This window comes from Parashewanella curva, from assembly GCF_003675895.1.
GTDB lineage: Bacteria > Pseudomonadota > Gammaproteobacteria > Enterobacterales > Shewanellaceae > Parashewanella > Parashewanella curva.
In genome coordinates this window covers 40,380-53,979 of the sequence record NZ_ML014771.1, presented here as the reverse complement: position 1 = coordinate 53,979, position 13,600 = coordinate 40,380, and the positions used below count along the sequence as shown (strand labels likewise).

The 13,600-nt window shown below is 40.9% G+C and carries 13 protein-coding genes; 4 read left to right on the top strand and 9 right to left on the bottom strand.

The genetic code is table 11. The features are described from left to right. Positions 1–124: 124 nt before the first annotated feature. The 7 genes from D5018_RS09055 to D5018_RS09025 form a co-directional block, all read right to left on the bottom strand. Positions 125–880 (bottom strand): SDR family oxidoreductase, encoded by a 756-nt coding sequence (locus D5018_RS09055; RefSeq protein ID WP_121838686.1) that lies wholly within the window; start codon positions 878–880, stop codon positions 125–127. Between the two features lie 11 nt (positions 881–891). Next, complete coding sequence (gene mmsB, locus D5018_RS09050) at positions 892–1,788, bottom strand: 3-hydroxyisobutyrate dehydrogenase (RefSeq protein ID WP_121838700.1); 897 nt, start codon at positions 1,786–1,788, stop codon at positions 892–894. A 15-nt stretch (positions 1,789–1,803) separates the two neighbouring features. Then, a complete protein-coding gene (locus tag D5018_RS09045; protein ID WP_121838685.1) occupies positions 1,804–2,925 on the bottom strand; it encodes an enoyl-CoA hydratase/isomerase family protein in 1,122 nt (373 codons plus the stop codon). Further along, the gene (locus D5018_RS09040) at positions 2,925–3,698 is read right to left on the bottom strand and encodes an enoyl-CoA hydratase (protein WP_121838684.1); all 774 of its coding nucleotides are present in this window, start codon (positions 3,696–3,698) and stop codon (positions 2,925–2,927) included. Before D5018_RS09040 ends, D5018_RS09045 begins: the two co-directional genes overlap by 1 nt. Before the next feature lie 13 nt (positions 3,699–3,711). Continuing rightward, positions 3,712–4,869, bottom strand: a complete 1,158-nt coding sequence (locus tag D5018_RS09035) for an acyl-CoA dehydrogenase family protein (protein WP_121838683.1) — start codon at positions 4,867–4,869, stop codon at positions 3,712–3,714. Between the two features lie 434 nt (positions 4,870–5,303). Continuing rightward, on the bottom strand, positions 5,304–6,797 hold the full coding sequence (locus D5018_RS09030) for a CoA-acylating methylmalonate-semialdehyde dehydrogenase (RefSeq protein ID WP_121838682.1): 1,494 nt from the start codon (positions 6,795–6,797) through the stop codon (positions 5,304–5,306). Positions 6,798–6,888: 91 nt separating this feature from the next. After that, positions 6,889–8,082 carry an acetyl-CoA C-acyltransferase gene (locus D5018_RS09025; protein ID WP_121838681.1) on the bottom strand — a complete coding sequence of 398 codons (1,194 nt, stop codon included), beginning with the start codon at positions 8,080–8,082 and terminating at the stop codon, positions 6,889–6,891. 259 nt (positions 8,083–8,341) lie between these two features. Here D5018_RS09025 and D5018_RS09020 point away from each other — a divergent pair, with 259 nt between their 5' ends. Next, the gene (locus D5018_RS09020) at positions 8,342–8,575 is read left to right on the top strand and encodes a DUF2789 family protein (RefSeq protein ID WP_121838680.1); all 234 of its coding nucleotides are present in this window, start codon (positions 8,342–8,344) and stop codon (positions 8,573–8,575) included. On the opposite strand, the gene D5018_RS09015 is transcribed toward D5018_RS09020, so the two are convergent. Beyond that, a complete protein-coding gene (locus tag D5018_RS09015; RefSeq protein ID WP_207819258.1) occupies positions 8,576–9,433 on the bottom strand; it encodes a phytanoyl-CoA dioxygenase family protein in 858 nt (285 codons plus the stop codon). A gap of 250 nt (positions 9,434–9,683) precedes the next feature. Here D5018_RS09015 and D5018_RS09010 point away from each other — a divergent pair, with 250 nt between their 5' ends. The 3 genes from D5018_RS09010 (at position 9,684) to D5018_RS09000 (ending at position 11,798) form a co-directional block, all read left to right on the top strand. After that, a complete protein-coding gene (locus D5018_RS09010) occupies positions 9,684–10,109 on the top strand; it encodes a hypothetical protein (protein ID WP_121838679.1) in 426 nt (141 codons plus the stop codon). Between the two features lie 17 nt (positions 10,110–10,126). After that, complete coding sequence (locus D5018_RS09005; protein ID WP_121838678.1) at positions 10,127–10,642, top strand: GNAT family N-acetyltransferase; 516 nt, start codon at positions 10,127–10,129, stop codon at positions 10,640–10,642. A gap of 103 nt (positions 10,643–10,745) precedes the next feature. Then, positions 10,746–11,798, top strand: coding sequence for a M28 family metallopeptidase (locus D5018_RS09000; RefSeq protein ID WP_207819257.1), 1,053 nt, complete (start codon positions 10,746–10,748; stop codon positions 11,796–11,798). A gap of 139 nt (positions 11,799–11,937) precedes the next feature. On the opposite strand, the gene D5018_RS08995 is transcribed toward D5018_RS09000, so the two are convergent. Further along, entirely contained in the window at positions 11,938–13,440 is a 1,503-nt protein-coding gene (locus D5018_RS08995; RefSeq protein ID WP_121838677.1) for a peptide MFS transporter, read from the bottom strand. Positions 13,441–13,600: the final 160 nt, after the last annotated feature.

The window sequence follows — 13,600 nt, the reverse complement described above, 5'->3', positions numbered from 1 at the left end:
GATAATTCCTATAATCAAGAGTGCTTTTTGCACTATCCACTCTAACTGTTGCATTTTTTTGTGTCAGTATTAAAGAAAAAGCCGAAGCAACGAACTTCGGCTAATCTACATGAATTACGGATAATTACAAACGAATCCCACCATCAATTTCAAATACTCGACCATTTACATAATCGTTTTCGCAAATAAACTTAGCCGTAGATGCAATTTCATCAGCCTGGCCTAAACGCCCTACTGGAACCATCTTTTCTAAGCGCTCAAGGGCTTCTGGCTTCATAGCGGCTGTCATTTCAGTTTCGATAACACCCGGAGCAATCGCTGCACTGCGAATGCCATGGCGAGCGAGCTCTTTTGCCCAGCCCACTGACATAGCAACAACGCCAGCCTTAGACGCCGCATAGTTAGTCTGCCCGATATTCCCCGCCTTCGCCAAGCTAGAGATATTAATGATCACACCTTGTTGCTTAGAGGTAATCATGGCAGCAGCAGCTTCACGACCACACAAGAATGAACCTGTTAGGTTTACGTTAATCACTGACTGGAACTGCTCTAAAGCCATACGGGCAGTTACTTCACCTTCTTTAGCTTTTAGTAGCATTCCGTCACGTAGAATACCCGCATTGTTGATCAGTACATTCACTTGACCTAAGTCTTCCAGAATATATTGGAACCCTGCAACAACATCTTCTTCATCGGTAATATCAAGGGCATAACCTTGTACTTCGGTATCACCCAATAGCGCACAAGCCTTTTCTAATTTTTCTTGATCAACATCGATAAGCGCGAGTTTCGCCCCAGCTTTGGCAAACGATTGCGCCATTGCGAAACCTAAACCACCTGCACCGCCAGTAATGACGACAACCTTACCTTTTACATCCATTAGATGATCCCTTACTTTTTAGAAAACTGTTCAAATATACTTGAGAAATCACGACGACCATGACCTTGACGAGCGTGATTAACATATAAGCTTCGAGCCAATGCGCCCATTGGTGTACTGGAATTTGTTAATAATGCCGCTTCTTGAGAAAGACCTAAGTCTTTCACCATCAGATCCACCATAAAGCCACCTTGGTAGTCATTCGATGATGGAACGCTTTCCATCACATCAGGGCAAGGATTATACTTTTCTAGCGTCCAGTTTCCACCACTACTCACTTTCATAATTTCAGAAAGTACTTTAGGGTCTAAGCCGTGATCTTTACCTAACTGTAACGCTTCTGATGTGCCAACCATAAGTACCGACAAAAGCATGTTGTTACAAATCTTAGCGACTTGCCCTGCACCAGCACTACCAGCATGGAAGATATTAGCGCCCATTGCTTCTAAAACCGGCTTCGCTTTATCAAACGCAGCATCTGACGCACCACAGATAAAGGTCAATGTACCCGCCGCCGCACCAGCAGTACCACCTGATACTGGAGCATCAATAAACTCAATGCCTTTTTCTGCCGCTTGGTTAGCCACTAATTTTGCACTTTCAGCATCAATCGTTGAGCTATCAATTAATACCGTATCTGCATTAACAACATCTAACAGGCCGTCTTGATCAACAAAACCTAAATACAGACTTTTTACGTGTTTACCTGCGGGTAACATGGTCACTACCGCATCAACACTTTTGGCTGCATCTGTTGCAGAATCAAACGCAGTTGCACCTTGTTCAACCAACTTAGCAATGGCTTCTGGTACAAGATCGAATACGTTAACACTAAATCCAGCCTTTAGCAGGTTAGCCGCCATTGGGCCACCCATGTTACCAAGACCGATAAACGCAATGGTTTTTATCATGCTCTTATTCCCTTATTGTCCTAGTTGTTGAAGTGGATGAATTTCCCAAGGCATCGTTGTAATTTTTTCCATTAACGAAGCTGGAATTGCATCATGGGAAGAATACTTCCATTTCGGATTTCTGTCTTTATCAATCAATAAGGCTCGAACACCTTCACAAAAATCCCCGTGAGCACAACTATTTACACTGGCAATGAGTTCCCAACGGTAAATATCTGCCAGACTGAGTTTGCTATCTAATTGAGTTTGCTCATAAACCAGTTGCGCACTGATTGGACTACCTGCTAACAGTGCACCAATTGCGCGTGATAGCCACTTTTCATCCGTCTCTAGTTTGCTAGCTCGCACCATAATGTCATCTAAGTTGCCAGCCATTAAGCTATCAATTAGACCTTGGTTATTCGCTAAGGTGCTCTCGCCTTTCGCTATAGGACTTTTAACACTCAACTCATTGAGCATGTCATCCAGCCATAGATGATTTCGTGCTACATCATCTGACCAATCCAATGTGGCTAGAGCGTCAAACATGAGTTGCTTATCATCATTGTTTAAGAAATGATTGCCCAAGCCAACATAGCAAGCATCAGCGGCATTCATTTGATAAGCCGTTAGCCCTAAAAATAAACCAGACTTACCTGGCATTCTGTTTAGGAAATAACTTCCGCCAACGTCTGGGTATAAACCAATGGTGATTTCTGGCATTGCAATGCGAGAAGTTTCAGTAACGACACGGTGACTTGCGCCAGCCATCAAGCCAACACCGCCTCCCATGACAAAACCGTGTCCCCAGACTAAGAAAGGTTTGCCAAACTCATGGATAAGATAATCTAATTGGTACTCTTCAGAGAAAAAAGTTTCAGCTTCTGACGCTATTTCACCTGGATTAGCAATGGATTGCTTATAGATGGCACGAACATCACCACCCGCACAAAAGGCTTTATCACCCGCACCATCAAGCACGACACAAGAGATCTCACTGTCTTGCTGCCATGCCATCAACTGGTTGGTTAGCGCTCTAACCATATCAAGGTTTAGCGCATTTAACGCTTTTTCCATGTTTAGAGTAGCAATACCAATAAGCTTGCCTGAAGCAGTGCCAAGAGTTTGAAAAACAACAGCCTGTTCGCTTGTCATTACTTGTTTCTCCACTCTGCTTTGCGTTTTTCTAAAAAGGCATTTACACCTTCTTTTTGATCTTCAGTGTCAAATAAGCCCACAAACAATTCACGCTCAAGTGGTAAAGCTTGAGTACGAGGCATAATACGACCCGCTTGAATGAGCTTTTTACAAACCGCCACACTACTTGGGCTTTGCTTGGCTACATTTTTCGCAAGCTCAATAGCTTTATTGAGTGCTTCGCCTTTGGCAACCACTTCTTCAACTAAGCCAATTTTTTCCGCTTTAGCCGCATCTAAGCGTTCACCACAAAGGATCATGCGCTTAGTCCAACCTTCACCCACTAATGCAGTAAGGTTTTGAGTACCACCTGCACAAGGCAATAAGCCAACGGTCGCTTCTGGTAATGCCATTACCGCTTGCTCTTCAGCTACACGAATATCACAAGCTAGCGCAACTTCTAAACCGCCACCCATTGAATAGCCATTGATAGCAGCAATAGAAACACCACGGAACGCTGATAGAGTTTCAAACGCTTCACCAAAGTGTTTCGCCATTGAAGATGCGTTACCTTTGTCACCGTCAGCAAACAGTTTTAAATCTGCACCAGCTGAAAAGAACTTTTCACCCTCACCAGTAATCACTAAGGCATAAATTTCACGGTTAGCGTTTAATGACTCTACTACTGCTTTCAATTCTTGCAAACTCTCCGCCGTCCACGTATTTGCAGGCGGGTTGCTAATAGTAAGAATTGCAGTATTACCTTCGATTTTTTGAATGATATTTGACATTAGCTAACCTCAATTAACGGATTTCTGTTGCGGCATCGTCCAGTAGACGACGGCTGATAATAAGACGCATGATTTCGTTTGTACCTTCAAGGATTTGATGCACACGAACATCACGGAAATGTCTTTCTAATGGATATTCACGAATATAACCATATCCACCGTGTAATTGCAGTGCGGCATCGCACACTTGGAAACCGATATCAGTTGCAAAACGTTTCGCCATTGCGCAATATGCCGTTGCTTCTGGGTCTTTAGTATCTAATTTAAAGGCTGCAAGACGAACCAGATGACGAGCTGCAACTAATTCCGTCGCCATATCTGCAAGTTTAAACTGCAACGCTTGGAAAGCGGCTAATGGCTTGCCGAATTGCTTACGCTCTTTCATGTATTCCGTTGCACGATCAAGTGCAGCTTGCGCAGTACCAATTGAACATGTCGCAATATTGATACGACCACCATCAAGCCCTTTCATGGCAAAAGTAAAACCTTGCCCTTCTTCGCCTAACAAGTTTTCTACTGGAACACGTACTTCTTCGAAAGTAATCAAACGTGTAGGCTGAGCATTCCAACCCATTTTGTCTTCCGCTTTACCGTAAATCACACCTTTAGCATCAGCAGGAATTGCAATTGCAGAGATGCCTTTAGGACCTGGCTCACCAGTACGACACATTACGACTAATAACTCAGTATCACCCGCACCAGAGATAAACATTTTCGAGCCTGAAATAACATACTCATCACCGTCACGAACAGCTTTGGTTTGTAATGATGCTGCATCACTACCAGAACCCGGTTCAGTTAGGCAATATGAAGCCAGTTTTTGACCTGTTGTCAAATCTTCTGACCACTTAGCACGGAATGCTTCAGTTCCCCATGTGGTAACCATCCAAGTTGCCATATTATGAATCGTCAACATTGCTGTAGTAGCGGTACAACCTTCTGACAAGGCTTCGAAAATGATCGAAGCATCTAAGCGTGAAAGCCCCATGCCACCTTCCGATTCAGGTGAATACAATGAACAAAAACCTAGTTCACCTGCTTGCTGGATAACGTCTTTTGGAAAATGATGTTCTTCGTCCCATTTCGCGGCAAAAGGTGCTAGCTGCTCTTGAGAAAATTGACGAGCTAAATCAGCAAACTGGCGTTGGTCTTCGTTTAAGTTAAAATCCATTCGAAAACTCCTGAGATTCTAAAATTTGAATAATTTCTATTTTTTGTCATTTCTTCAAATGATGAAATCTAGTGGCTAAAAGTCACTAGATGCCTGCCTTCACAGACATGACGAATAAATTAATTATGTGAACTTCTGAGAACTAGAAACAACAGAAGGAGCAATAATGCGGTAAGACAACCGTCCGTGACAGGACGTCACGGTCGTGAGTACATGGACGTACGCTTCTGTTGTCGTTCGCATTATTGTTCCTCTTAGTTCATTTAAGTACCTGACAATAAGTTTCTTAAGATTTTCTTGTGCTCAGCTTCAGTACTCTACGGCGTTGCAATTTCGGTTACATAGCTACAGCTATGCGCCCTTCATTGCGTCTTGTACTGCACTAAACCTGAACACAATAATTTTCAAAGAACTCATCAACAGGTACTTACAAATTATTTAAGTGCAATCGTCATATTTGGACCTGATGCAATATCAGAGTCGAACCAACGTGCAGTAATGGTTTTGGTCTCAGTATAGAAACGAACCGCTTGTTTGCCGTACGCATGTTGGTCACCGTAGAAGCTTCCCTTCCAACCAGTAAACGAGAAGAATGGTAATGGCACTGGAATTGGTACGTTAATACCAACTTGACCAACATCAATATGATGCTGATATTTACGTGCAGCTGCACCGCTTGCCGTAAAGATTGACGTACCGTTGCCATAAGGACTGTTGTTTACCACTTCGATTGCGTCATCCAAAGAATCAGCTGTCATACAACATAAAACAGGACCAAAGATTTCTTCTTTGTAGATGGTCATGTCAGTCGTTACGTCAGTAAACACGGTTGGGCCAACCCAGTTGCCTGACTCATAACCTTCAACAGTGAACTCACTACCATCAAGTACACAGTTAGCGCCTTCAGCTTTGCCTTGAGCTATTAAGCTAAGTACGCGCTCTTTTGCTTGCGGGCTGATCACTGGACCATATGCGGCATCTTTATCATCCCATAAGCCCGGCTTAACTTTAGCTAGAGCTTCTTTAACTTCAGGGATCCACTCTTTCGCTTCACCTACGAAAATAGCAACTGAAATGGCCATACAGCGTTGACCAGCTGCACCGACTGAAGCACCAACTAGGTTGTTGATCACTTGCTGCTTGTTTGCATCTGGCATGATCACACAGTGGTTCTTCGCACCAGCAAAGGCTTGAACACGCTTAAGGTTGTCAGTACCAGTCTTATAAATGTATTGACCTACAGCTACAGAACCTACGAAAGAAATCGCTTTTACATCTTTGTGATCAAGTAGTACGTCAACGGCAACTTTATCGCCATGAACCATCTGCAATACGCCTTTAGGAGCGCCTGCTTCTTCAAATAGCTCTACTAGACGCTGTGGCGTCATTGGATCTTGCTCAGATGGCTTAAGAATGAATGTGTTACCACAAGCGATCGCTAGAGGGAACATCCATAAAGGGATCATTGCAGGGAAGTTAAATGGCGTAATACCAGCACACACACCTAATGGTTGAGTGTAACTGTAGGTATCAATAGATCGTGCAACGTTTTCAACCGTTTCACCCATTAACAGTGAAGCGATATTACAAGCATGCTCAGCAACTTCGATTCCACGCCACACATCACCTTTAGCATCATCAAAGGTTTTACCTGTTTCTTTAGCTAGAATCGTCGCGATTTCATCGTGATGCTCTTTTAGCAAGTGCTGATATCGAAGCATCACACGAGCACGCTCAGAAACAGGGATTTCTTTCCAAGTAACAAACGCTTTTTTAGCACTTTCAATAGCTGTTAATACTTCAGATTCAGTGGCCGCATTTACAACAGCAATGATTTCATTATTTGCAGGGTTGGTGACAGCGATTTGTTTACTACCTTCACCTAGAACAAACTCACCATCAATATAATGTCTTACTTGAGTTGTCATGTAACAATCCTTTTGTTGATGTCTGTATTTTTATTATTTTTATGGTTTAAATAAAAAAGCTGAGCTCGAAAGAGCTCAGCCATTGAATGGGTTATTCAACTTCGATAGCCATTGCCGTGGCTTCACCACCACCGATACACAATGACGCCATACCGCGTTTTAAGCCGCGGTTTTTAAGGGCATGAATAAGAGAAACTAGAATACGAGTGCCTGAACAACCAATTGGATGACCTAAAGCACATGCACCACCATTGACGTTTACTTTTGCAGCATCTAAGCCAAGCTCAGAAATCGATAACATGGTTACCATTGCAAATGCTTCGTTGATTTCATATAAGTCAACAGAATCTTTAGTCCACTCTAGCTTGTTTAATAGGTTCATCATTGCACCCACTGGTGCAGTCGTGAACTTTTCAGGCTCTTGAGAGTGAGTAGAATGAGCGCAAATTTTGGCAAGCACAGGCACACCTAACTCTTTAGCTTGAGCACGAGTCATCACCATAACAGCTGCTGCACCATCAGAAATAGAGCTTGAGTTTGCAGCTGTAATTGTGCCGTCTTTAGCGAATGCTGGACGAAGTGCTGGAATCTTATCCGGACGAGCATTACCTGGTTGCTCATCAGTATCAACAACAGTATCACCACGACGGCTTGATACAGTTACAGGCTCTACTTCATTTTTAAATGCACCTGAATTAATCGCTCCATTCGCTTTTTCTAGCGAACTTAATGCAAATTCATCCATTTGCTCTCGTGTTATGCCGTACTCATCAGCCGTCTTTTGAGCAAAGGTTCCCATTGCACCACCAGTGTATGCATCTTCTAAACCGTCTAGGAACATGTGGTCTAATACTTTGCCATGACCCATACGCATACCACCACGTGCTTTATCTAGCAAATATGGTGCGCCACTCATGCTCTCCATACCACCAGCAACAACGATATTGGCACTACCAGCTTTAATTAGGTCATGAGCCATCATTACGGTTTTCATACCACTGCCACATACTTTATTTAAAGTTGTTGCACCTACTGATAGTGGAAGTTCAGCACCTAGCGTTGCTTGGCGAGCAGGTGCTTGACCTAAACCTGCTGGCAATACACAACCCATAAGTACTTCATCAACTTTCTCGCCTGAAATACCTGTTTCAGCCATTACAGATTTAATTGCAACGGCACCTAAAGTCGGTGAAGGTACACTTGAAAGAGAGCCTTGAAAGCCCCCCATAGGTGTACGTTTTGCCGCAACGATTACAATATCTTGATCCAGTTGTTCAGTACTCATTTCAACTCCTTTCCTCAACTTTTTCAGTAAAAGCCAAGGATAAATTCATATAGGGTTAATAAATTTTAGCTACTAATGTGACGTTTACGCTAACGTAAAGCAAGTCTTTTTTGGTCAGATGAGAAGTTTTTGTAGTTTCGTTTGTCATTAAGTTTTTACATGCCAAGTTTTTTAGAGTTGACTTTTTAGTTAAATAGGCAGAGATTGTTTGTTCTACAGTAAATTACTGTGAATCCCATTCTTTATTAGAGGTACTGATATGGAAGCACCAATTCATACCCTCTCTTCACTATTCGAACAACTAGGTCTAGAGGGTTCTCAATTCGCTATTGACGGTTTTATTCATAGAAATAGTCCCATTCCCCAGAATGTCGAACTAGCTAAAGCAAAATGTTGGAATCAATCTCAGGCAAACATGCTTAATGAAATGATTTCAAGTGATGCAGATTGGGAACCAATCGTTGAGCAACTGAGTGTGCTCATGCATAAGTAATTAGAACCCTCGCAGTGGTAATTCATCACTGCGTTTTAACCAGTTATCTTCTGGATAATGACAGTCACCATTTATGATGTGCATTGCGTAGGCGTATCGTGATTTGTCACTCACATTAGCGCAACTGGCATGAGGAAGGCGGCCGTGAAATGCTATTAACGAACCCTGCTTAACTTCTAGTGGTAATGTCAGTTCAGAAAAAGGCGCGTTATCAAGTTGCTCACTTTCTAGCTTATTATTTTGCTCAAAGTACCTATGTCGTAATGGCCCTTTGTGTCCACCATCCTCAACCAATAAACAACCATTATTAATATTTGCATCTTGTAATGCGACCCAAAAGCCAGTTACTGATTCTGGTTCAGTAAATAAAAATCCACCATCTTGATGAGGTACCACTTCCCCACCAACTTTGGCAGATTTAAAAATAAACATAGATTGCAATAAAATAGGGTTGGTATTTCCTAAAATGTGTACCAACTGCTCTAGCTCTGGTTTTCTGGAAAAGTTATCAAACACAGGATCAAGATCATGCAGTGCGTGACCTACCTTGTTTAAGTTGTCAAAAATACCTTGTTTAGTGGCAACATCTTCAGCTTTTGCCGTTTTCTCTAAGAAAAAGCTAATCTTATCGCCCGAATCTAGTAGGAAATGATTATCATCATGCCCTTTATCTTTAATGGTTAAAAAAGTACCTAAATTAGTTGTATCTCTTGTATCGACCAGATAACGCATTCGATCAATCAAAGCCTGACATTCGTTTTCTGTGTAAAAATCATCGAAAACGACGAAACCATGCTCATTAAACGATCGCTTTATGTCTTCGGGGCAGTTTAGATCAGAAAACGTTTTGAACGACATGCTTACCTCTCTAACAACTTAGATAGTAATGTAGATACTAAGCTAAATGAGCAAATGAGACAAATTTTAACCAGCCTTATAATCATAACGACATTAAAGACTTAGAAAAGTTATTAAAAGTAACCAACAAAGTTGTTCACAGGTTTTGTGGATAACTTATGTTTTTCAAAAATAACACATAAACGGACATTGCCTTAACGTACGCGATGTAATATAACGGTAGTTTTCCTAAGGACACCCTAGTTTTATCATGCGATGGATCTCGATCTTTGTAGTCTTTTTGATCTGTGCTTGTAGCCCAGACAAAGAAAGCACTATCTTTAACCCTAATAACCCTGAGTATGCTGCATACCATTTTTTAAAGGCTCTTTATATTGATCAGAGTGTAACTGAGACACAGAAGTTCTCCGGTCACGATTTAAAACAGTTACTGAAGCACTACCACATTGCTTCTGCCGTACAACGGCATGTACTTAATCTCCCACTCCATGACGTCCAACTTGAAGTACAAGAAATCGATATTGATTTTTTCCGTAAAATGGACGGTGAAGTTAAAATCCGTATGAAAATGACAGGAACGAGAAATGACAGGCCTTGGTTTGATACTCGTTTATTAGCCGTCAATAAAGAAAATAACAAATGGTTAGTTACCAAGATAATATTTGACCAGAGATAATAAATAATAGGATTACTATGACAAAAATAATCACCGAAACTCCAAGGCTAATCATTCGAGAGTTTTGTTTAAGCGATGCAGCCGATGTTTTCGAGTTCAACAGCAATGCTGATGTAATTCGGTTTGTTCCTGATGATCAAATGCGCTCAATTGAAGATGCCGAACAAGTCATTAAAGACATTTGGCTTACAGAGTATAAAAGCAACGGTTATGCACGCTGGGCAGTGGAATATAAAGCTACTGGTAAAGTCATTGGCTTTTGTGGTTTTAAATTTGAAACTCATCCAGCAGTTCAAGCCAATGATATAGGATATCGTCTATTGCCCGAATATTGGGGGAAGGGACTTGCTACTGAAGCCGGTAAAGCTTGTATTGACTACGCTAAACATCACTTACAATTTAAGGAAGTGTTGGGTGATGTCGATGTTCAGAATACTGGCTCTTCTATTGTCTTGCAAAAGCTTGGCTTTGAGTTTCAGACTCAAGTTAATCATGATGGAGTACTTCACAATCGATATTTGCTTACTTTATAAATTAATTCGATTTTAAAGCGCTATGTAGTATTGTACCGCACCAATGGAGTATTAACTCCAATATTCCACAAGAACAAAAACTAAAAAGCAAGTGAACGTTACAATGCATATAAAAAATAAATTAAGCTTAAAAGGCTCTATTATTGGTGTTATGGCAACAGGACTAATGGCCATTTCACCTCAAGTTATTGCCAATGACTACGCTTGGAGCTCTATGCTAACACTAACCAAAAAATTCGGTGATAGATTTGCTGGTAGCAAAGGTGAGCAACAAGCAGCTTTTTGGATAAAAAGTGAATTTGAAAAGTTAGGTTACCAAGTAAAAGAGCAACCATTTGATTTTAAGCTTAGAAAGCAATCTCTTTCATCAATGAACTTAGAAGTATTCAAACAAGGACATTCGCCTAAAACCATCGTAATAGGAGCCCATTTCGATGCAATAGGACATAATACAGGTTCTACAGGTTTTACTGATAATGCATCAGGGATAGCTAGCCTATTAGCAGTAGCAAAAGCACTGCAAAAAACAACGCCATATTACAGTGTTAAATTTGTAGCATTTGGCGCTGAGGAAGTCGGCCTTAATGGCTCTAAAGCTTACGTTGAAACTCTTAAGCCTAATCATCTAACTGGAATGATTAACTTAGATACTGTGGCTGGCGGTGATCACCTATACATCCATAGTGCTCACTCTAAGCCTTATCACTGTAATGGTGATAATTCCAAGTATACCTTTGACACTTGGTTAAGAAATGAACTCATCAAAAAATCAAAAAGCGTAAAATTAGCTAGAGGCTATGATTTACATCCAAAAACTCCTGAGTTTCCTGAAGGTGAAACAGGCAGTTGGTCAGATCATTCTCCATTCGCTTGTATTGGTATCCCTATCGCATATATCGAAGCAACTAACTTTTCAATAGATGGAGAGTCTGGCAAAGACGGCTATTCTCAGACGTCTCACCCAGATTACTGGACTTGCTTTGACAATAGCAATATGGCCAGTTGTGATCGAAATAAAGAAAAACACTGGGGGAAAATCTGGCACACGAAATTTGATCAAGCTAAGCAGTTGATCCCTAGATTAGAAAGTCACATAAAACTACAAATGCAATCAAATGTCACATTATTAACTCAGTTTTTACTGGGTAAACCCTAGCGAAAACCGACCATTATTCTTTATAAAAAAATTACCAATTTCCAACATATTAAGAGAGTTGCTACAAAACTCTCTTAAAATTATTGGCTTGGATAATAGCCACATAACGTGGCTATGGCATGACATCAATGGATGTTATTCAATTATGAGCTTGATGCTCTTTAGTCAACTGATTCATTTTAGGTAACAAGGCCAGAGAAATTAAAGTACAAACAACTGCGGCAATACCTAGCTTAGTAAATAAATCGGTATAAATCGGCAAAGACTGCAAAGGATCCGTAAGGTTTTTAGGTACACTAGCAAAGTTTGCTACAATACCACCCAGATATTGTGAACTGCCTGAAGCTACAAAATAAGCCCCCATCATGAATCCAGCCATTCGTGCAGGTGCATAACGAGCAATCATTGCGAGACCTAGCCCTGACACTAATAACTCACCTAATGAATATGCACCGTAGCCCCATATCATCACCCAAGAAGAGGTCTTACCCGCTACGGCATATTCACCTGCGAAACCAAAAATAAAGAAACCTATAGCAACAACTACAAAACCAAGCATAAACTTAACTGCTATTGGGAAATTGATATTTTTGTTATGTACCCAGTTGTACAACCAAGCAAGTAATGGACTTAGTAACATAATCCAAATCGGATTCAATGCCATAAACTGCGCAGGTTGCCAAGTCCACAGCTTATAACCAAACAGATAGAAGTTTGCATCAACATTTCGCAAGGCAAATAAAGCCAGTGAAGTTGACATTTGCTGATAGAACACGAAGAAAAATACAGTTTGAACAGTAAGAATTAGCGCAACGATTAAACCAGCTTTTTCTTTATGCTCACTCTTAGAAATTAAATAAATGAAGATACCTAAAATCACCAAAATTGCGCCATATACGAACAATCGAGCTAAAGATTCATAATTCAAAATATAAGCTGATGCGACAATCGTTACTCCTGACATAGCTAAAACAGCAATCAAACTCATCAAATTGACGGGATTTTGATCGGGTTCTGAACCATATAGTTGTAATGAAGGTTTCATTGCGAAGTATTGTGCTAAACCAATTATCAACCCCACACATGACACACTAAAAGCACCGTGCCAACCTATATCAACCCCATATTTTTTAGATAATATCTCTTTAATGAGAGGTGAAAGCAGCATCGAAACCGTAGAACCAACATTAACCGCCATATAATAAATAGTGAACGCACTATCTATTTTGGAATCATCACCATGGTAAATCATACGTACAATATTACCGGCATTAGGTTTAAATAAACCATTACCTACAACAATTACGCCTAGGGAATAAAATAGAAACCAAGTATTCGAAGTTGGAATCGTCATTAACCCATAACCGACGCTGAGGATAATAGCCCCCAAAGTCATGGTGCGTTTAGTTCCCAATATTTGGTCACCAACCCAACCACCGATAGCTGGGGATACATAGATAAGTGCGGCTGCGGCACTCCAAACAAGGTTGGCACGGCTATCTTCAAAGCCTAAGCGTTGGATCATAAAATAAATGATTAACGCCTGCATTCCGTAAAAACCGAAGCGTTCCCACACTTCGATTAAACATATTGTGGCAAAAGATCGTGTTTTACTTACAGGTTGCTGACTACTCTCTGACATTGGCATTATACCTCAGTAACTTAACCATAATGTTGATACTGCTTTGAATTCAGATAATCGTTGAAACATCACTGAATCTAAATGACAACATAGGCTCTCTTAACCTGATATTACATTATGTGAAAGGGAACTAGATTAAATTAAGTAAATTGAATGAGGG